This window comes from Agromyces salentinus (genome assembly GCF_009749395.1).
GTDB classification, from domain to species: Bacteria; Actinomycetota; Actinomycetes; order Actinomycetales; family Microbacteriaceae; genus Agromyces; species Agromyces salentinus.
In genome coordinates this window covers 36289-53053 of record NZ_WBIR01000016.1, presented here as the reverse complement: position 1 = coordinate 53053, position 16765 = coordinate 36289, and the positions used below count along the sequence as shown (strand labels likewise).

17 protein-coding genes are annotated in these 16765 nt (G+C 72.2%); 12 read left to right on the top strand and 5 right to left on the bottom strand.

Annotated elements, in window-relative coordinates; all coding sequences use genetic code 11:
* Positions 1 to 84: 84 nt before the first annotated feature.
* The 4 genes from GQQ95_RS14430 to paaZ all read left to right on the top strand — a co-directional run bounded on the left by GQQ95_RS14430 (position 85) and on the right by paaZ (position 5177).
* On the top strand, positions 85 to 1290 hold the full coding sequence (locus GQQ95_RS14430) for a thiolase family protein (RefSeq protein ID WP_157428367.1): 1206 nt from the start codon (positions 85 to 87) through the stop codon (positions 1288 to 1290).
* Positions 1287 to 2060: an enoyl-CoA hydratase/isomerase family protein gene (locus tag GQQ95_RS14425; RefSeq protein ID WP_157428366.1), complete on the top strand. Its 774-nt coding sequence runs from the start codon at positions 1287 to 1289 to the stop codon at positions 2058 to 2060. Before GQQ95_RS14430 ends, GQQ95_RS14425 begins: the two co-directional genes overlap by 4 nt.
* On the top strand, positions 2057 to 2959 hold the full coding sequence (locus GQQ95_RS14420; RefSeq protein WP_281352035.1) for a 3-hydroxyacyl-CoA dehydrogenase family protein: 903 nt from the start codon (positions 2057 to 2059) through the stop codon (positions 2957 to 2959). The genes GQQ95_RS14425 and GQQ95_RS14420 overlap by 4 nt, the downstream gene beginning before the upstream one ends.
* 118 nt (positions 2960 to 3077) lie before the next feature.
* Entirely contained in the window at positions 3078 to 5177 is a 2100-nt protein-coding gene (gene paaZ / locus GQQ95_RS14415) for a phenylacetic acid degradation bifunctional protein PaaZ (RefSeq protein WP_157428365.1), read from the top strand.
* Positions 5178 to 5183: 6 nt separating this feature from the next.
* On the opposite strand, the gene GQQ95_RS14410 is transcribed toward paaZ, so the two are convergent.
* Both GQQ95_RS14410 and GQQ95_RS14405 read right to left on the bottom strand, forming a co-directional pair.
* Positions 5184 to 7313, bottom strand: coding sequence for a RecQ family ATP-dependent DNA helicase (locus tag GQQ95_RS14410; protein ID WP_212275472.1), 2130 nt, complete (start codon positions 7311 to 7313; stop codon positions 5184 to 5186).
* Between the two features lie 70 nt (positions 7314 to 7383).
* A complete protein-coding gene (locus GQQ95_RS14405; protein ID WP_170297075.1) occupies positions 7384 to 8217 on the bottom strand; it encodes an SGNH/GDSL hydrolase family protein in 834 nt (277 codons plus the stop codon).
* Between the two features lie 144 nt (positions 8218 to 8361).
* Between GQQ95_RS14405 and GQQ95_RS14400 the strand changes: the two genes are divergently transcribed.
* The 4 genes from GQQ95_RS14400 to GQQ95_RS14385 all read left to right on the top strand — a co-directional run bounded on the left by GQQ95_RS14400 (position 8362) and on the right by GQQ95_RS14385 (position 11018).
* Positions 8362 to 9480: an acyltransferase family protein gene (locus GQQ95_RS14400; RefSeq protein ID WP_170297074.1), complete on the top strand. Its 1119-nt coding sequence runs from the start codon at positions 8362 to 8364 to the stop codon at positions 9478 to 9480.
* 135 nt (positions 9481 to 9615) lie between these two features.
* Positions 9616 to 9867: a hypothetical protein gene (locus tag GQQ95_RS14395; protein ID WP_157428361.1), complete on the top strand. Its 252-nt coding sequence runs from the start codon at positions 9616 to 9618 to the stop codon at positions 9865 to 9867.
* A gap of 127 nt (positions 9868 to 9994) precedes the next feature.
* Positions 9995 to 10375, top strand: a complete 381-nt coding sequence (locus GQQ95_RS14390; RefSeq protein WP_157428360.1) for a hypothetical protein — start codon at positions 9995 to 9997, stop codon at positions 10373 to 10375.
* Positions 10376 to 10388: 13 nt separating this feature from the next.
* Positions 10389 to 11018 carry a hypothetical protein gene (locus tag GQQ95_RS14385; RefSeq protein ID WP_157428359.1) on the top strand — a complete coding sequence of 210 codons (630 nt, stop codon included), beginning with the start codon at positions 10389 to 10391 and terminating at the stop codon, positions 11016 to 11018.
* 20 nt (positions 11019 to 11038) lie between these two features.
* Here GQQ95_RS14385 and GQQ95_RS14380 read toward each other — a convergent pair whose 3' ends face one another.
* A complete protein-coding gene (locus GQQ95_RS14380; protein WP_157428358.1) occupies positions 11039 to 11668 on the bottom strand; it encodes a TetR/AcrR family transcriptional regulator in 630 nt (209 codons plus the stop codon).
* 107 nt (positions 11669 to 11775) lie between these two features.
* Between GQQ95_RS14380 and GQQ95_RS14375 the strand changes: the two genes are divergently transcribed.
* Entirely contained in the window at positions 11776 to 12453 is a 678-nt protein-coding gene (locus GQQ95_RS14375; protein ID WP_246205536.1) for a YdeI/OmpD-associated family protein, read from the top strand.
* A gap of 25 nt (positions 12454 to 12478) precedes the next feature.
* Here the strand turns inward: GQQ95_RS14375 and paaK are convergent, their stop codons facing one another.
* Positions 12479 to 13735: a phenylacetate--CoA ligase PaaK gene (gene paaK, locus GQQ95_RS14370; protein WP_157428416.1), complete on the bottom strand. Its 1257-nt coding sequence runs from the start codon at positions 13733 to 13735 to the stop codon at positions 12479 to 12481.
* Positions 13736 to 13887: 152 nt separating this feature from the next.
* The gene (paaI, locus tag GQQ95_RS14365) at positions 13888 to 14370 is read right to left on the bottom strand and encodes a hydroxyphenylacetyl-CoA thioesterase PaaI (RefSeq protein WP_343032770.1); all 483 of its coding nucleotides are present in this window, start codon (positions 14368 to 14370) and stop codon (positions 13888 to 13890) included.
* Positions 14371 to 14488: 118 nt separating this feature from the next.
* On the opposite strand from paaI, the gene paaA reads away from it, so the two are divergent.
* Genes paaA through paaC form a run of 3 tightly spaced genes read left to right on the top strand, consistent with a single transcriptional unit; the run spans position 14489 to position 16733 of the window.
* Entirely contained in the window at positions 14489 to 15478 is a 990-nt protein-coding gene (gene paaA, locus GQQ95_RS14360) for a 1,2-phenylacetyl-CoA epoxidase subunit PaaA (protein ID WP_157428356.1), read from the top strand.
* Complete coding sequence (gene paaB / locus GQQ95_RS14355; protein ID WP_157428355.1) at positions 15478 to 15783, top strand: 1,2-phenylacetyl-CoA epoxidase subunit PaaB; 306 nt, start codon at positions 15478 to 15480, stop codon at positions 15781 to 15783. The genes paaA and paaB overlap by 1 nt, the downstream gene beginning before the upstream one ends.
* 41 nt (positions 15784 to 15824) lie before the next feature.
* Positions 15825 to 16733 carry a 1,2-phenylacetyl-CoA epoxidase subunit PaaC gene (gene paaC / locus GQQ95_RS14350; RefSeq protein WP_157428414.1) on the top strand — a complete coding sequence of 303 codons (909 nt, stop codon included), beginning with the start codon at positions 15825 to 15827 and terminating at the stop codon, positions 16731 to 16733.
* The last annotated feature ends 32 nt before the right edge of the window (positions 16734 to 16765 follow it).

Below are 16765 nucleotides of genomic sequence, written 5' to 3'. Positions count from 1 at the left end.
CGTGACGGCTCGCGACCGTGCCATAATTACTTCCTGAACGGTCGGTCACTAATTCCGACGAGACGACGACGTCAGGAGATGCACATGCCCGAGGCCTACCTCGTCGGAGGCGTGCGCACGCCGGTGGGTCGCTACGGCGGCGCGCTCGCGACCGTGAGGCCCGACGACCTCGCCGCCCTCGTCGTGGCGGAGGCCGTGCGCAGGGCCGGCCTCGATCCGGCCGCGGTGGCGGACGGGGCGATCGACGAGGTCATCCTCGGCGCGGCCAACCAGGCGGGCGAGGACAACCGCAACGTCGCGCGCATGTCGGTGCTCCTGGCGGGCCTGCCCGACTCGGTGCCTGGCATCACCGTCAACCGCCTCTGCGCCTCGGGCCTGTCCGCGATCACGATGGCGGCACAGGCCGTTCGCGCCGGCGACGCCGACCTCGTCATCGCCGGTGGCGTCGAATCCATGACGCGGGCGCCATGGGTGCAGGCCAAGCCCGAGAAGGCCTGGGCGAAGCCCGGTGCGTCCTTCGACACGTCCATCGGCTGGCGCTTCGCGAACCCGCGCCTGCTCGCGCGCGACAAGGCCACGTTCTCGATGCCCGAGACCGCGGAGGAGGTCGCCAGGCTCGACGGCATCACGCGCCCGGAGGCCGACGAGTTCGCCCTGCGGTCGCAGCAGCGCGCCGCGGCCGCGATCGACGCCGGCCGCTTCGCCGATGAGATCGTCGGCGTCCCGCTCGCCCGTGGCGGCGAGGTGCTCGTCGACGAGGGACCTCGTCGCGACACGACACTCGAGGCGCTCGCGGGCCTGCGCCCGGTCGTCGCGGGTGGCTCCGTCGTGACGGCGGGCAACGCGAGCTCGCTCAACGACGGCGCCTCCGCGATCCTCGTCGCGAGCGCCGAGGCCGTCGAGCGCCACGGCCTCGTGCCCCGCGCCCGCATCGTGGTCGGGGCATCCGCCGGTATCGCCCCCGAGATCATGGGGCTCGGCCCGGTGCCCGCCACCGAGAAGGCGCTCGCGCGAGCCGGGCTCACCGTGGGCGACCTCGGCTCCGTCGAACTCAACGAGGCCTTCGCCACGCAGTCGATCGCCTCGATGCGCCGGCTCGGCCTCGACCCCGAGCGCGTCAACGCCGACGGCGGGGCGATCGCCCTGGGGCATCCGCTCGGATCCTCGGGTTCGCGTCTCGTGGTCACGCTGCTCGGCCGCATGGAGCGCGAGCGCTCGCGGTACGGACTCGCGACCATGTGCGTCGGCGTCGGCCAGGGCTCGGCCCTCATCGTGGAGGCGATCTCATGACGGATGCCGCAGCACAGCCCTCGACGGGCGCCGAGGCCTCCCCGCTCCGCGTGGAGCGCTTCCCCGACCGGGTCGTCGCCACGCTCGACCGGCCCGAGGTGCGCAACGCGATCGACCAGCGCACGATCGATGCGCTGCACCTGCTCTGCGCCGAGCTCGAGGCGATCCCGCGCATCCTGATCCTGACCGGCGCGGGCGGCGTGTTCGCCTCGGGCGCCGACATCGCGCAGTTGCGCGAGCGCCGCGCGGCCGATGCGCTCCGCGGCATCAACGCGAGCGCGTTCCTGCGCATCGCCGAACTGCCGATGCCGGTCATCGCCGTGATCGACGGGTACGCGCTCGGTGGGGGCGCGGAGCTCGCCTACGCCGCCGACCTCCGCGTCGCGACGCCGTCACTGAAGATCGGGAACCCCGAGACGGGGCTCGGCATCCTGGCCGCGGCCGGGGCGAGCTGGCGACTGAAGGAGATCGTCGGCGACGCGCGCGCCGCCGAGATGCTGCTCACCGGCCGTACGGTCCTGGCCGAGGAGGCGCTCGCCATCGGGCTCGTCAGTGCGCTGCATCCGGCCGAGGAGCTCCTCGCCGCGGCGCACGCGATCGCCGACCGCATCGCGCGCAACGATCGCGATGCGACCATCGCGACCAAGCGCGTGTTCCGCGCGCCGCGGTCCGCGCATCCCGCGGTCGACAACGAGGCGCAGGCGGTGCTCTTCGAGAGCCCCGAAAAGTTCCGGCGCATGACCGAGTTCCTCGAGAGGAAGCAGAAGTGAACGCATCGCGGGGTCTCGATACGTCGCGCTCCTCGAGCGTCGCCAGCGGTGCGCCGTCCGCGGTCGGCGTGCTCGGCGGCGGGCGCATGGGCGCGGGCATCGCGCACGCCTTCCTGCTCGCGGGCTCCCGCGTGACGGTCGTCGAACGGGACGCGGATGCCGCGGCCGCCGCGTCGACGCGGGTCCTCGAGTCCGTCGCGGCATCCGTCGACCGCGGCACCGCCGACGAGGGCGCCGAGGTCATCGCCGCCCGCTTCGGCACCAGCACGGACGTGGCGTCCTTCGCCGGTTGCGGGCTCGTCGTCGAGGCCGTGCCCGAGCAGCTCGAGCTGAAGATCGACGCCCTCACCCGGGTCGAGGCGGTCCTCGGCGACGGCGCCGCGCTCGCGTCGAACACGTCGTCCATCTCGATCGACGAGCTCGCGGCCCTCCTCGACCGGCCGTCGCGCTTCCTCGGGATGCACTTCTTCAATCCGGTACCGGCCTCCACCCTCGTCGAGGTCGTGCGCGGCGGCGCCACCGAGGCGCCGCTCGTCGACGAGGCTCGCGACTGGGTCGCCGCCATCGGCAAGACGCCCATCGTCGTCGCGGACGCTCCCGGCTTCGCGTCATCGCGCCTCGGGGTCGCCCTCGGGCTCGAGGCGATCCGCATGCTCGAGGAGGGCGTCGCCAGTGCCGAGGACATCGACCGGGCGATGACGCTCGGCTACAAGCATCCGGTCGGCCCGTTGCGGCTCACCGACCTCGTCGGCCTCGACGTGCGGCTCGGCATCGCCGAGTACCTCGCGACGAACCTCGGCGAACGGTTCGCGCCGCCCGCCCTCCTGCGGCGCATGGTCGCCGAGGGCAGCCTCGGTCGCAAGACCGGGCAGGGCTTCTACACCTGGGACGCCTCGTGAGCGCTCCCGCCCGACTCGCCCCCATCCTCCTCCTCGAGAGGTCGCGGATGGCGACCTCCGCCTCCGACACGTCGCCATCTGCGACGTCTCGACGCCCGTTCCACGAAAGGCACACACGATGAACACGATCCTGCCCAGCTACGTGAATGGCGCGTGGTGGACACCGGATGCCGCGGTCGCCGCATCCGCGACCGAGGTGCTCGACGCCTCGACCGGCGAACTCGTGACACGCGTGTCGACCGAGGGTCTCGACCTCGCGTCCGCGCTCGAGTACGCGCGCACGACCGGCCAGCGCTCGCTCGGCGAGCTCACCTTCCACCAGCGCGCCGTGCTCCTGAAGCAGATGGCCCTCGCCCTCACCGAGCGCAAGGCGGAGCTCTACGAGCTCTCGAGCCGCACCGGCGCGACCAAGCAGGACTCGTGGGTCGACATCGACGGCGGCATCGGCGTGCTCTTCACGTACTCCTCGAAGGGGCGCCGCGAGCTCCCGAACTCGCAGGTCTACGTCGACGGCGGCGTCGAGCAGCTCTCCAAGGACGGTTCATTCCTCGGACGGCATATCTACACGCGCCTCCCCGGGGTCGCGGTGCAGATCAATGCGTTCAACTTCCCGGTGTGGGGCTCGCTCGAGAAGTTCGCGCCCGCCTTCCTCGCGGGCGTGCCGACGCTCGTGAAGCCCGCCACGCCCACCGGATACCTCGCCGAGGCGTTCGTGCGGGTCCTCGTCGAGTCCGGCCTGCTGCCCGACGGCTCGCTGCAACTCGTCTCCGGAAGCGTGCCCGACCTCTTCGAGCACCTCCGCCTCGGCGACCTCGTGTCCTTCACCGGGTCCGCGTCGACCGCCGAACGACTGCGGGCCAACGAGTCGGTGCAGACCGGAGGCGTCCGCTTCACGAGCGAGACCGACTCCATCAACGCGTCCGTGCTCGGTCCGGACGCCGTCGCGGGCACGCCCGAGTTCGACGCGTACGTGAAGCAGCTCGTCGCCGAGATGACGTCGAAGGCCGGCCAGAAGTGCACCGCCATCCGCCGGGCCGTCGTGCCCGCGGCATCCGTGGACGGCGTGATCGACGCCGTGCGCACGCGCATCGCTGAGCGCATGGTGCTCGGCGACCCGCGCGCCGAGGGCGTCACCATGGGCCCGCTCGCCTCGACCGGGCAGCGTGACGAGGTGCTCCGCCAGGTTCGCCGGCTCGCCGCCGAGGGCGGGGAGATCGTCATCGGCTCGACCGAGGCGCCCACCGTGCGGCTCGCCGACGGCACCGACGGCTCCTCCGCCGACGGCGCGTTCGTCGAGCCGGTCATGCTGCGGTTCGCGGATGCCTCGAGCCCGGCCCTGCACGAGGTCGAGGCGTTCGGGCCGGTGAGCTCCATCGTCGGGTACGACTCCGTCGACGAGGCCGTGCGCCTCGTCGCCCGCGGCGGTGGCTCGCTCGTCACGAGCGTCGCCACGCACGACCCCGCCGTGGCCGTGGCCCTCGCCTCGGGCATCGCCGCCTACAACGGGCGGCTCCTCCTGCTCGACCGCGACGACGCCCGGACCTCGACGGGTCACGGCTCGCCGCTGCCGAACCTCGTGCACGGCGGGCCCGGACGCGCGGGCGGCGGCGAGGAACTCGGCGGCATCCGTGCCGTGCTGCATCACATGCAGCGCACTGCGGTGCAGGGCTCGCCCGAGATGCTGACCGCCCTGACCGGCGTCTGGCACGCGGGCTCGGCGTCGACGCCGTACGCGGAGGCGGGCGAACCGCACCCGTTCCGCAAGTCGCTCGCCGAGCTGCGGATCGGCGACCAGGTCGTCTCGGGCTCGCGCACGGTGACGCTCGAGGACATCGAGACCTTCGCGCACTTCACCGGCGACACGTTCTACGCGCACATGGACGAGGCCTCGGCCGCGGCGAACCCGTTCTTCCCCGGACGCGTGGCGCACGGATACCTGCTCGTCTCGTGGGCGGCCGGGCTCTTCGTCGACGCCGCACCCGGACCCGTGCTCGCGAACTCGGGCCTGGAGAACCTCCGCTTCGTGACGCCGGTCTCGCCCGGCGACTCCATCCGCGTGGAGCTCACTGCGAAGCAGATCACGCCGCGCGAGACCGACGAGTACGGCGAGGTGCGCTGGGACGCGGTGCTGCGCAACCAGGACGACGAGCTCGTGGCGTCGTACGACGTGCTGACGCTCGTGGCGAAGGAACAGGCTCCGGCCGCGTCCGCGGCGTAGCCGGCGTCAGCCTCGCAGCGCCAGCACGAACGGGAGCACCGAGGTGGCGCCCGCGAGGCGGAGTTCTCGAGCCGCGACCGTGAGCGACCACCGACTGTCGGCGAGGTCGTCGACGAGCAGGACTCCGCCGGACGGCACGTCGAGGCCCTCGGCGGTGAAGCGCTGCCAGACACCCGCGAGGCGGAACGCGCTGTTGCCGCCCGGCAGCCCGCTCGGACCGCCGTTCGCCGGCTGGAGTGACCCGAGGTAGGGCAGGCGACCGATGCGGGCGAGTCCCGTCGCGAGCGAGTCGACCAGCAGCGGGTGCGAGCGCGACGGCATGGAGACGACGGCGACGGGTCGCTCGGCCCAACCCCAGTCGGCGAGCACGCGCACGCAGGCGTCGAGCATCTGCGGCGTCACGGGCCCATCGGGGGCGCCCGCGGCGAAGACCTCGCGCAGCGTGCCGCCCCAGCCGAGGTCGGTGAGGCGGGCGAGGGCGCGACCCTCGCCCGCCTGCTCGGCCGGGGCGATGCGGCCCTTGACGGGGACGCCGAGCCGATCGGCACCCGTCGGCCAGGCCTTGCGCGGCTCGACCGGGACGCCGACGCGGTCGAGCGCGCCGGATGCCGCCTCGGCAGCGCCCTCGGCGAGATCGCCCGGGTACCAGACGCCGGCGCAGTTGTCGCAGCGGCCGCACGGCGCCGCCGTCTCGTCGTCGAGCGAGCGCTGCAGGAACTCCATGCGACAGCCGTCGGTCTGCTCGTAGTCGATCATGTGCTGCTGTTCGGCCTCGCGGTCGGCCGCGATGCGCGCGTAGCGCTCGGCGTCGTAGGCCCAGGGCTCGCCGGTGGCGACCCAGCCGCCGGACACGCGGCGCACCGCTCCGTCGACGTCGAGCACCTTCAGCAGGAGTTCGAGGGGCGTGCGCCGGATGTCGACCCTCGCCTCGAGGGCGGGCGTCGACAGCGGGACATCCGACAGCTCGTCGATGACCCGGCGCGCCCGGTCCTCGTCGGGCATCGAGGCGGTGGCGAAGTAGTGCCAGATCGCGCGGTCCTCGGTGCCGGGCAGGAGCAGGACGTCGGCGCTCTCGCTCGCACGGCCGGCGCGACCGACCTGCTGGTAGTACGCCACCGGCGATGACGGTGCCCCGAGGTGCAGCACGAAGCCCAGGTCCGGCTTGTCGAAGCCCATGCCGAGGGCGCTCGTCGCGACGAGCGCCTTGACCTCGTTGCGCTTCAGGAGTGCCTCGGACTCCTCGCGCTCGTCGGGATCGGTCTGGCCCGTGTAGGCCCGGACGTCGTGACCCCGTTCGCGGAGCACGCGGGCGATGTCGGTGGCCGCCGCGACGGTGAGCGTGTAGATGATCCCGGATCCGGGCAGATCGTCGAGGTGGCTCAGCAGCCAGGCGAGCCGGCTCGCCGAGTCGGGCAGGCGGAGCACCCCGAGCCGCAGCGAGGTCCGGGCCAGCGGCCCGCGGATGGTGAGCACGCCGTCGCCCGCCTCGACGCCGACGGAGGTGGCGCCGAGCTGCTCCGCGACATCCGCCACGACTCGGCTGTTGGCCGTCGCCGTGGTCGCGAGCACCGGAACCGAGGCCGGCATCTGCGCGATGAGGTCGCGCAGGCGCCGGTAGTCGGGGCGGAAGTCGTGGCCCCAGTCGCTGATGCAGTGCGCCTCGTCGACGACGAGCATGCCCATGCGCTGCACGAGCGTCGGGAGCTGCTGCTCGCGGAAGGCGGGGTTGTTGAGCCGCTCGGGCGAGACGAGGAGCACGTCGACCTCGTCGGCGTCGAGTCGCTGCAGCACGTCGCCCCACTCGTGCGCGTTGGTCGAGTTGATCGCCACGGCGCGAACGCCGGCCCGCTCGGCGGCGGCGATCTGGTCGCGCATGAGCGCGAGCAGCGGGGACACGAGCACCGTCGGGCCGGCCCCCTGGCGGCGGAGCAGCAGCGTCGCCACGAAGTACACCGCGGACTTGCCCCACCCCGTGCGCTGGACGACGAGTGCCCGGCGGCGCCCCTCGACGAGCGCGCGGATCGCCTCGAACTGCCCGTCGTGGAACGTCGCATCGTCTCGGCCGACGAGTTCGCGCAGCGCGTCGAGCGCCGCCGTGCGGAGGTCGGTCGTCGGCTCGCCGTCGGCATGGGGCATCGCATCGGACGGCGTGGCTGGCGTCATGGTCCCACTCTGGCGGATGCCGCCGACATCCGCCCGGTCACGCTCAGCCCGCCTGCGCGAGCACCGCGGCCACGAACCTGGCCGCGAGGTACGCGTAGCCCGAGTCGTTGAGGTGCAGGCCGTCGCCCAGGTCGAGGAGATCGCTGTTGCCCGCCGTGATCCAGGGGCTCGGCGACGACGGGTCGATGAAGACGGCCCCCGAGTCGAGCGCCGCATCCCTGATGAGGGGAAGGTGCGCGAGCCGCTTCGTGCCGTCGGCGATCGGCTCGGCCGGGCCGAACACCACGACGACGGCCTCCGGCCAGAGGGTGCGGGCGGTGCGCACGGCGCGCGCCACCGCCGCGTACTCCTCGTCGCCGGTCGCCTGCCAGTCGTTGAGACCGCCCTGCAGCACGACGACGTCGTAGAGTGCGCCGGTGCTCCCTCGCGCCAGCAGGCGCTGTCGGAAGCCGAGGCCATCGGTGCCGTCGGTCGCGGTCGTCTTGGTGAATCCCGTGCCGCCGATGCCGTCCACCGTCGGCTGCCAGCGGAGGCTGCCGGCTGCGATCGTCGCCCAGATGGCCGCCGGCCGGGACGCCCCGTACCCCTCGGTGAACGAGTCGCCCAGGAACAGCGCCCTCGGCCTCACGGGCAGGTCGGCGAGGCGGGGCGATGCGTCGGTGCCGTCCCGACCGGTCGACGGTGTCGACGGCACCGAGGGCGTCGGTCTCGGGGTCGTCGTCGCGGCGATCGCCCCCACTGGTCCGCCGCTCGCCGGAGTGGTCGAGCCGAGTGCGACCGGCGTGACGACGATCGCGACGCAGAGCGCGGTGCCGACGGCGGCGAGCGCCCACCAGCGCGCCGCCGAGCCACGACGAACGGCACGCGGGGAATCCATGAGGCGATCGTAACTGCTGGATTCCGCGGGTCTGCTGGGCTCGAGGTTCCGGGTGAACGTGCGGGGTCCTTCGGGTAGCATGCTGCTTCGGCCCGCTGACGGCGTCGGGCCCGTCCACGTTCTCGATCACCGATGGGGTGTGTCATGCCTGCTCCGCGCCGTCGTCTGCACGCGCTCGACGGGCTTCGCGGCCTCGCAGCGGTCATCGTGCTGGTCCACCACTCCTTGCTCGTCGTGCCGGCGCTCGCGGCTCCGTACTACGGCGGCCGCGCCGAACCCGGCGCGACGTGGCTGCTCGTGCACACTCCGCTGCACCTGCTCTGGGGCGGCACGGAGGCCGTGTACCTCTTCTTCATCCTCTCCGGGCTGGTGCTGTCGCTCGCGGCCCGTTCACGCTCCTTCACGTGGCGCTCGTACTTCCCGTCGCGCATCGTGCGCCTCTACCTGCCGGTCATCGCGTCCGTGGTCCTCGCCGGCATCGTGATCGCGGTCCTCCCTCGTGACAGTGCGACGGAGAGCACCTGGCTCTCGCGTCGCAGTTCCGAGTACCCGCTGTCGTCCATGCTGGAGGACGCCACGCTCCTCGGCGGGCCGAGCGGCGTGGTCAGCCCGCTCTGGTCCCTCTACTGGGAGGTGCTCTTCTCGCTCCTCCTCCCGGTCTACCTCTATGCCGCCCGCCGGGTCCCCGCGTGGCTCCAGGCCGTGATCGCCGTCGCGCTGTCGACCCTCGGCACGTTCGAGGGCGTCACGGCCCTCAAGTACCTCCCGATGTTCGGGCTCGGCGTCGCCCTCGCGTCCGGGTGGGAGCGCATGGGCGCCTTCTTCGAGCGGATGCCGCGCCTGGCGGCGATCCCCGTGTGGACCGTCTCGGTCGCCGGTGCGCTCCTGCTCGCGAGCTCGTACTGGCTGGTCCTGCCCTACACCGACAGCACGACGGCGCGTACGGCGACGATGGCGTTCACGCTGATCGGAGTCGCGATGCTGATCGTGGCGGCCGTGCACGCGGGGCTGCTCAGCACGATCCTGTCATCCCGGCCGCTCCGCTTCCTCGGCACGATCTCGTTCAGCCTGTACCTCGTCCACGAGCCGCTCGTGATCGCCATCGGACATCTGGTGCCCCGGCCGTTCATGACGGTGCTGATCGCGCTTCCGGTCAGCCTCGTGGTGGCCTTCGCCTTCTACCACGTGGTCGAACGACCGGCTCACCTGCTCGCCAAGCGCGTGCGCGACCACGCCGCACGCGAGGTCGTGCTGGTGGCCTGAGGCCGCCGGCCTAGGGCGATCAGCGCAGGCCCGACGAGAGGCTGCCGTACCCGGTGCCCCCGAATAGGGAGGATGTCCGATACGCCGTCGGCACCTCAGCGAGCAGAGTCGACTCCAGACAGACAGGGAGTCGACATGATGATCTCGGAACTCAGCTACCTCCACCTCCAGCAGGCCGAGGAGGACCGCTTCGCACAGGAGCTCGAACGACGCCGCGACCACCGCGAGCGCATCCGGGAGGCGGATGCCGCGGCCGTGCGCACGACCTCGAGCGGGCAGCCCTCGGGCGACGGATGGTGGGCCGAGGTGCTGCACCCGTGGCACACGACCCGGGGCGCGCGCGCCGAGCGCCGGGCGGGCCACGCCCACGGGGCTCGCACCGTCTGACGACGTCGGCCGGCTCGCGGCCCCGGGACGCGGTGCCCGGCCGCCCGGCAGGCGTTGCGCGCAGGCGGCGCGGAGCCGCGCCGCCCACGTCCTTGACCCGGCGGCCCGACTCGTCCACGCTGAGCACATGACTGCATCGACGAGCGCGAACGTCCGCGGCGCGGCCTTCTGGGTCTGCTACGCCGTCACCGTGATCAGCGCCGTCGTGAGCATCGCCTTCAGCATCGGCGCCGTGTCCGATGGGGGCCTCGAGCAGGTCGACGCCCTGTACGCGGCATCCCGCAGCACCGCCCTCGTCGTGCTCGCCCTGGTCGCCCCGATGTTCCGGTCGGATGCCGCGCTGCTGGCCATCGCCGTGGCCATGACGATCGTGCAGGGCATCGACGCGTTCATCGGCGCGATCGAGGGCGATCTCCTGAAGACCGTCGCTCCCGCCGTGCTGTGCCTCGCGACGATCATCGCGGCGACCTTCCTCGCGCGGAGCGACCGCGTCCGCTCGGCCGACTGACGGCGACGAGGACATGCCCCACGAGTATCCGCTCCACGTCGACGTCGAGGCGCGCTGCCCCTGCTGCGGCAGCCTGCAGCCGTTCCGGTTCGCGTCGTCGTCCGACCAGGTCGTCTGCGCGCACTGTCGTTCGCACGGCGGCGCCGAGAAGGCGGAGCGCCGCGACCGCGAGCACATCGCCCTCTGGCGCGGCATCCTCGAACGCCACGCTGCGGATGCCCGCGCGGCTGAGGCGGCGGCCGCGGTCGCGTCGGAGGAGGCGGCGGCGGCGCTGGCACGCATGACGGCCGAGCGGGACCAGCTCGCCGGTGGCGTGCTCGACGGCAGCGAGGCCGGCGCGGCGGTGCGCGCCGAGCTCGAGGGCGACCTCGTGCGTCGCGCCGAGCGTGCCACCGCGCTGACGGCGCGCCGCGTCGACAAGGCGATGGTCGCGCTCTGGCGGCTGCAGGCGTTCCACCATCCCGATGCGCGAAAGCCCGGCACGTGCTCCTGCGGGCGCTCGCTGGCCGCGTGCGGCGAGAGCCGGGTCCTCGAGGCGCAGCGACAGGACATGCTCGACTGGGAGCGGCGCCAGCTGGCCCTGCTCCGTGCGGGCGAGCGTCACGGGCTGCCCGACGAGCACCCCGAGGTGGCCGGCGCCTGACGCGTCGCGGCCGGAGCGCCTCAGCCGAGCAGGTCCTCGACGCGGTTCGACGTCGGCATGCGGAGGCCGTCGAGCGCGACGGCCACGACGTCGTCGGCGATGCGGTCGGCATCTTCGCCGCCGCCGGGGCGGTACCACTCGACGAGGGAGTTGATCATGCCGAAGGTGAGGCGGGAGACGACGCTCGCGTCGAGGTCGCTGCGCAGCGACCCCTCGGCCTGCGCCTCCGACACGAGGGCGGTGACCCTCCGGTCGAAGGCGCGCCGGCGCTCCAGCGCCCGCCGCTCGACGTCGGTGTTGCCGCGCACCCGCAGCAGGAGCGTGACCGACGGGAGCCGGTCGACGAGCACGTGCACGGCGCCCCGCAGCACGAGGTCGAGGCGGTCGGCGGCCCGCCCGCCCGCGGCATCCGCCTGCTCGAGCACGCCCTCGAGCGCCGACAGCGCGGAATCGAGCGCGCGGTCGAGCATCTCGTCCTTCGACGTGAAGTGGTGGTAGATCGCCGACTTCGAGAGTCCGAGCCGTTCGGCGAGCACGCCCATGGAGGTGGCGTCGTAGCCGTACTCGTTGAAGGCGGCGACGGCGACGTCGAGGATGCCCTGCTGGTCGTAGCCGGGCCGCCCGCGTCGAAGTGAGGTGTTCTCTGGCATCGCCCCCAGTCTCCCACCCGAACGGTCGGTTGGTCGGCAGCATCGCAGGGCGGATGCCGCGTGCCCGGCCACTCGCCGATGTCGGCCCCCGCTGCCAGACTGACGTGGTGACGACGAGCATCGGAACCCCGGGCGGCACGCCCGAACGCCCCGCGGTGTTCTTCGCCGATGCCGAGGAGTTCCGTGCCTGGCTCGAGGAGAACCACGAGACGGCGACCGAGCTCTGGATGGGCCTCTACAAGAAGCAGTCCGAGAAGCGGGGGCTCACGTGGGCCGAGGCCGTGCCCGTCGCGCTCTGCTACGGCTGGATCGACTCGGTCTCCCAGCGCATCGACGACGAGGCGCGACGCCAGCGATGGAGTCCGCGCAAGCCCGCGAGCATCTGGTCGGCGGTCAACATCGCCCATGTCGAGCGGCTCATCGCCGAGGGGCGCATGCGTCCCGCGGGCCTGGCGGCATACGAGCGTCGCCGTGCCGATCGCTCGGGCGTCTACTCGCACGAGTCGGCCGATGAGATCCTGCCGCCCGAGTCCGTCGCGCGACTCGAGGCGAACCCGGCGGCATCCGCCTTCTGGCAGGCGGCCACGCCGACCTACCGTCGCACCGTCACGCACTGGGTGCTCACCGCGAAGCAGGAGGCGACGCGCGAGCGGCGACTCGTCCAGGTGATCGACGACAGCGCGGCGGGCAGGCTGGTGTCGTTCCAGCGGTACGGCGAGACCCCGAGCTGGGTCGAGCGCGCGGCGCAGGCGGCGCGAGACGCGGGTGGGTCGCCGGCGGAGTAGTACCCGGTCGCGAGCGACGAGCGAGCTACCCGCGCAGGTCGTAGACGCGCTTGTACTTGCCCTCGCTGCGCGGCAGCGCGCCCGGCTCCTCGAGCCTGACCTCGACGGTCGACCCGATGAGCACCTTGATCTTCTTGGCGAGCACGACGGATGCCGCTTCGCACACCTCGCGCGAGAGGTCGGGGTGGCGCTCGATGCGCACGGCCATGGCGTCCATGCGGCCGTTGCGCGTGAGTTCGAGGATGAAGTGCGGCGTCAGGTGCTCGATGCCGAGCACGATCTCCTCGATCTGCGTCGGGAACAGGTTCACGCCGCGCAGGATGATCATGTCGTCGTTGCGGCCGGTGATCTTCTCGATGCGCCGCATCGCGGGGCGCGCGGTGCCGGGCAGCAGACGGGTGAGGTCGCGCGTGCGGTACCGGATGACCGGGAACGCCTCCTTCGTGAGCGAGGTGAACACGAGTTCGCCCATCTCGCCGTCGGCGAGCACGGTGCCGCTGTCGCCGTCGATGATCTCGGGGAGGAAGTGGTCCTCCCAGATGTGCGGCCCGTCCTTCGTCTCGAGGCACTCGTTGCCGACGCCCGGGCCCATGACCTCGCTCAGGCCGTAGATGTCGAGCGCGTCGATGCCGAGGCGGTCCTCGAGTTCGTGGCGCATCTCGTTCGTCCACGGCTCGGCACCGAGCACGGCGACCTTGAGCGACGTCGAGCGAGGGTCGATGCCGGCCTCGACCATGGCGTCGGCGATGGTGAGCAGGTAGCTCGGGGTGCAGAGGATCGCGTCGGGCTCGAAGTCCATGATGAGCTGGACCTGACGAGCCGTCTGCCCGCCCGACATCGGGATCACGGTCGCGCCGAGCGCCTCGATGCCGGCGTGCGCGCCGAGTCCGCCGGTGAACAGTCCGTACCCGTACGCGTTGTGCACCTTCATCCCCGGGCGGATGCCGCTCGCGCGGAGCGACCTCGCGATGAGCTGCGCCCAGCGCTCGAGGTCGCCCTTCGTGTAGCCGACGACGGTGGGACGCCCGGTGGTGCCGCTCGAGGCGTGGATGCGCGCGACCTGCTCCATGGGCACGGCGAACATGCCGAACGGGTACGTCTCCCGGAGGTCGGCCTTGGTCGTGAACGGCAGCTTCGCGACATCCGCCAAGGTCCGGATGTCGTCGGGGTGCACGCCCGCCTCGTCGAACTTGCGCGTGTAGAGGGGCACGTTCGCGTAGGCATGCCGCACGGTCTGCTGGAGGCGCTCGAGCTGCTGGGCCTCCAACTCGGCTCGCGTCATGCGCTCCTCGACATCGAGGGCGTCGGATGCCGCGGGCGCGAGGCCCGAGATGCTCGGGCGCGTGGCGCCGCCCGCGCCGGTGCTTCCGCCGGTGCTGCTGATCGTGCTGGGGGAGAGGGTCGTCGTCGACACGTGGTGCTCCTGGGGGTTCGTCAGCGGGTGCGGTTCGTCGAGATGGATCGGCCGCGGAACTCCGCGACCGGGTCGCCGTGCTCGTCGACGACCGAGACGTCGTAGAGGCCCGTGCGGCCGGTTCGGGTGCGCCGCACGGCGGTGGCCGTGAGCGTCTGCCCGGCGACGGTGGACTTGAGGAAGGTGATGTCGGCGCCCGCGGCGACGGTGACCGTGTCGTCCTCGTTGCAGGCGATGGCGAACGCCGTGTCGGCGAGGGTGAACACGAGTCCGCCGTGCGTGATCGCGAAGCCGTTCGTCATGTCCTCGCGGACGCGCATGGAGACGACCGCGTGGCCGGGATCGTCACGTTCGACGTGCATGCCGAGCGCCGCCGAAGCCTGGTCCTGCGCCATCATCGCGCGGTTCGCGCGGGCGGCGGTCACGGTGTCCGTCATGGTGTCGGTCGCGGCATCCGTCATCTGAAGCTCCTCGTCGAGTCCCGCGCCGTTGCTGCGGCGCACCTTCGACTATATACTAACTGAACGATCGGTTAGTATTATGTTCCCGAGGGGCGACCAGCGCCTCGAGGACGATCGGGCGCCCACCGGCGTCGGAACCGCGAACACACAGGAGTCGACGATGACCTCACCCGCTGACCTCAGCGTGGTCGAACGCGAGCCCTCCCCCGAGGAGGCGCAGTTCGACGACCTCATCGCCGCGGACTCGCGCATCGAGCCCCGCGACTGGATGCCCGACGCGTACCGCAAGACGCTCATCCGCCAGATCAGCCAGCACGCGCACTCCGAGATCATCGGCATGCAGCCCGAGTCCAACTGGATCACGCGCGCGCCGAGCCTCAAGCGCAAGGCGATCCTCATGGCGAAGGTGCAGGACGAGGCCGGTCACGGGCTCTACCTCTACTCGGCCGCGCAGACGCTCGGCATCACGCGCGACGAGATGATGGACCAGCTCATCGAGGGCCGCGCGCGCTACTCCTCGATCTTCAACTACCCGACGCCGACCTGGGCCGACATGGGCGCGATCGGATGGCTCGTCGACGGCGCCGCGATCTGCAACCAGGTGCCGCTCTGCCGCGCCTCGTACGGCCCGTACGGCCGAGCGATGGTGCGCATCTGCAAGGAGGAGTCCTTCCACCAGCGGCAGGGCTTCGAGATCCTGCTCGAGCTCATGCAGGGCTCCGACGCCCAGAAGCGGATGGCGCAGGACGCCGTCGACCGCTGGTACTGGCCCGCGCTGCAGATGTTCGGCCCGCCCGACGACCAGTCGCCGAACTCGGCGCAGTCGATGGCGTGGAACATCAAGCGCTTCTCCAACGACGAGCTGCGCCAGCGCTTCGTCGGCATGCTCGTGCCGCAGGCCGAGGTCATGGGCGTCACGCTGCCCGACCCGAACCTGCGCTGGAACGAGGAGCGCCAGGCGTACGACATGAGCGAGATCGACTGGACCGAGTTCGAGGAGGTCCTCGCGGGCCGCGGGCCGGCGAACGCGGAGCGCATCCGCCGCCGCCGCGAGGCCCACGAGGAGGGTGCCTGGGTGCGCGAGGCCGCCGCCGAGTACGCCCGCAAGCAGGCCGAGCGCCGGCTCGCGGCATCCGGGGCGGTGGCGTGATGAGCACCCCCGGCGAGATGGGAACCGAGGCCTGGCCCCTCTGGGAGGTCTTCGTGCGCGCGAACCGCGGCCTCAGCCACGTGCACGTCGGCTCGCTGCACGCGCCCGATCCCGACATGGCCGTGCGCAACGCGCGCGACCTCTACACGCGTCGCAACGAGGGCGTGTCGATCTGGGTCGTGCCCGCCGAGGCGATCACCACGAGCGATCCCGACGCGAAGGGCGCCTTCTTCGAGAGCCCCGCGGGCAAGAACTACCGGCACGCCGTGTACTACACGAAGAGCGAAGGGGTGAAGCACCTGTGAGCGCCGAGACCGGCGGTCGAGTAGCGAGCGCCAGCGAGCGTATCGAGACCTCGCATCAGGATCTCGATACGCCTCCTTCGTCGGCTACTCGATCGCCAGACGATGCGCACGGCGCGCACGGCTCCGTCACGGTCGACGAGGTCGCGCTCGCCGAGGAGCTCGCCGGCGCGGGCATCACCGGCGCCGGCCGGGTCGCCGATGCGGATGCCGCGGAGTACGCGCTGCGCCTCGGCGACGACGCCCTCGTGCTCGCCCAGCAGCTCGGCATGTGGATCACGCGCGCCCCCGAGCTCGAGGAGGACGTCGCGCTCGGCAACATCGGCCTCGACCTCATCGGGCACGCGCGCTCGCTCCTGCACTACGCGGGCACGGCGACCGGCCGCAGTGAAGACGACCTCGCCTACTGGCGCGACGAGCCCGAGTTCCGCAACGCCTGGCTCTTCGAACAGCCCAACGGCGACTTCGCGCACACCATCGCGCGCCAGCTCGTCGCCTCGCTGTACCTGTACGAGCTGTACGGGGCCCTCGAGACATCGACCGATGCGACCATCGCGGCCATCGCGGCCAAGTCCGTCAAGGAGGTCGACTACCACCGCGACCACGCCGTGCAGTGGGTGCTCCGCCTCGCGGGCGGCACCGACGAGTCCCGTCGCCGCATGATCGTGGCGGTGACCGACACCTGGCCGTACGTCGACGAGCTCTTCGACGACGACGCGCTCGTCGAGCGACTGGCCGCAGACGGCGTCGCCGTGCTGCCGTCGACGCTGCGTCCGGCCTTCGAGGCCGCCGTCGACGCCGTCTTCGCCGAGGCGCAGCTCGAGCGGCCCACCGGCCGTACCGCGTTCACCGCATCCGGTGGCGGCCGCGAGGGCCGGCACACCGAGCACCTCGGGCCGCTCCTCGCCGAGATGCAGGTGCTGGCCCGCCAGCACCCGGGGGCCTCGTGGTGACCGCGGTGGCCGATGTCCGGTCCGTGGCGGTC

Excerpts from the sequence above, each read along its gene's own strand:
- paaA (WP_157428356.1), top strand. The coding sequence starts at position 14,489 with ATGACCTCACCCGCTGACCTCAGCGTGGTCGAACGCGAGCCCTCCCCC.
- GQQ95_RS14430 (WP_157428367.1), top strand. The coding sequence starts at position 85 with ATGCCCGAGGCCTACCTCGTCGGAGGCGTGCGCACGCCGGTGGGTCGC.
- GQQ95_RS14385 (WP_157428359.1), top strand. The coding sequence starts at position 10,389 with ATGCCCCACGAGTATCCGCTCCACGTCGACGTCGAGGCGCGCTGCCCC.
- GQQ95_RS14395 (WP_157428361.1), top strand. The coding sequence starts at position 9,616 with ATGATGATCTCGGAACTCAGCTACCTCCACCTCCAGCAGGCCGAGGAG.
- GQQ95_RS14425 (WP_157428366.1), top strand. The coding sequence starts at position 1,287 with ATGACGGATGCCGCAGCACAGCCCTCGACGGGCGCCGAGGCCTCCCCG.
- GQQ95_RS14380 (WP_157428358.1), bottom strand. The coding sequence starts at position 11,668 with ATGCCAGAGAACACCTCACTTCGACGCGGGCGGCCCGGCTACGACCAG.
- GQQ95_RS14390 (WP_157428360.1), top strand. The coding sequence starts at position 9,995 with ATGACTGCATCGACGAGCGCGAACGTCCGCGGCGCGGCCTTCTGGGTC.
- paaZ (WP_157428365.1), top strand. The coding sequence starts at position 3,078 with ATGAACACGATCCTGCCCAGCTACGTGAATGGCGCGTGGTGGACACCG.
- GQQ95_RS14410 (WP_212275472.1), bottom strand. The coding sequence starts at position 7,313 with ATGCCCCATGCCGACGGCGAGCCGACGACCGACCTCCGCACGGCGGCG.
- GQQ95_RS14405 (WP_170297075.1), bottom strand. The coding sequence starts at position 8,217 with ATGGATTCCCCGCGTGCCGTTCGTCGTGGCTCGGCGGCGCGCTGGTGG.
- paaK (WP_157428416.1), bottom strand. The coding sequence starts at position 13,735 with ATGACGCGAGCCGAGTTGGAGGCCCAGCAGCTCGAGCGCCTCCAGCAG.
- paaB (WP_157428355.1), top strand. The coding sequence starts at position 15,478 with ATGAGCACCCCCGGCGAGATGGGAACCGAGGCCTGGCCCCTCTGGGAG.
- GQQ95_RS14400 (WP_170297074.1), top strand. The coding sequence starts at position 8,362 with ATGCCTGCTCCGCGCCGTCGTCTGCACGCGCTCGACGGGCTTCGCGGC.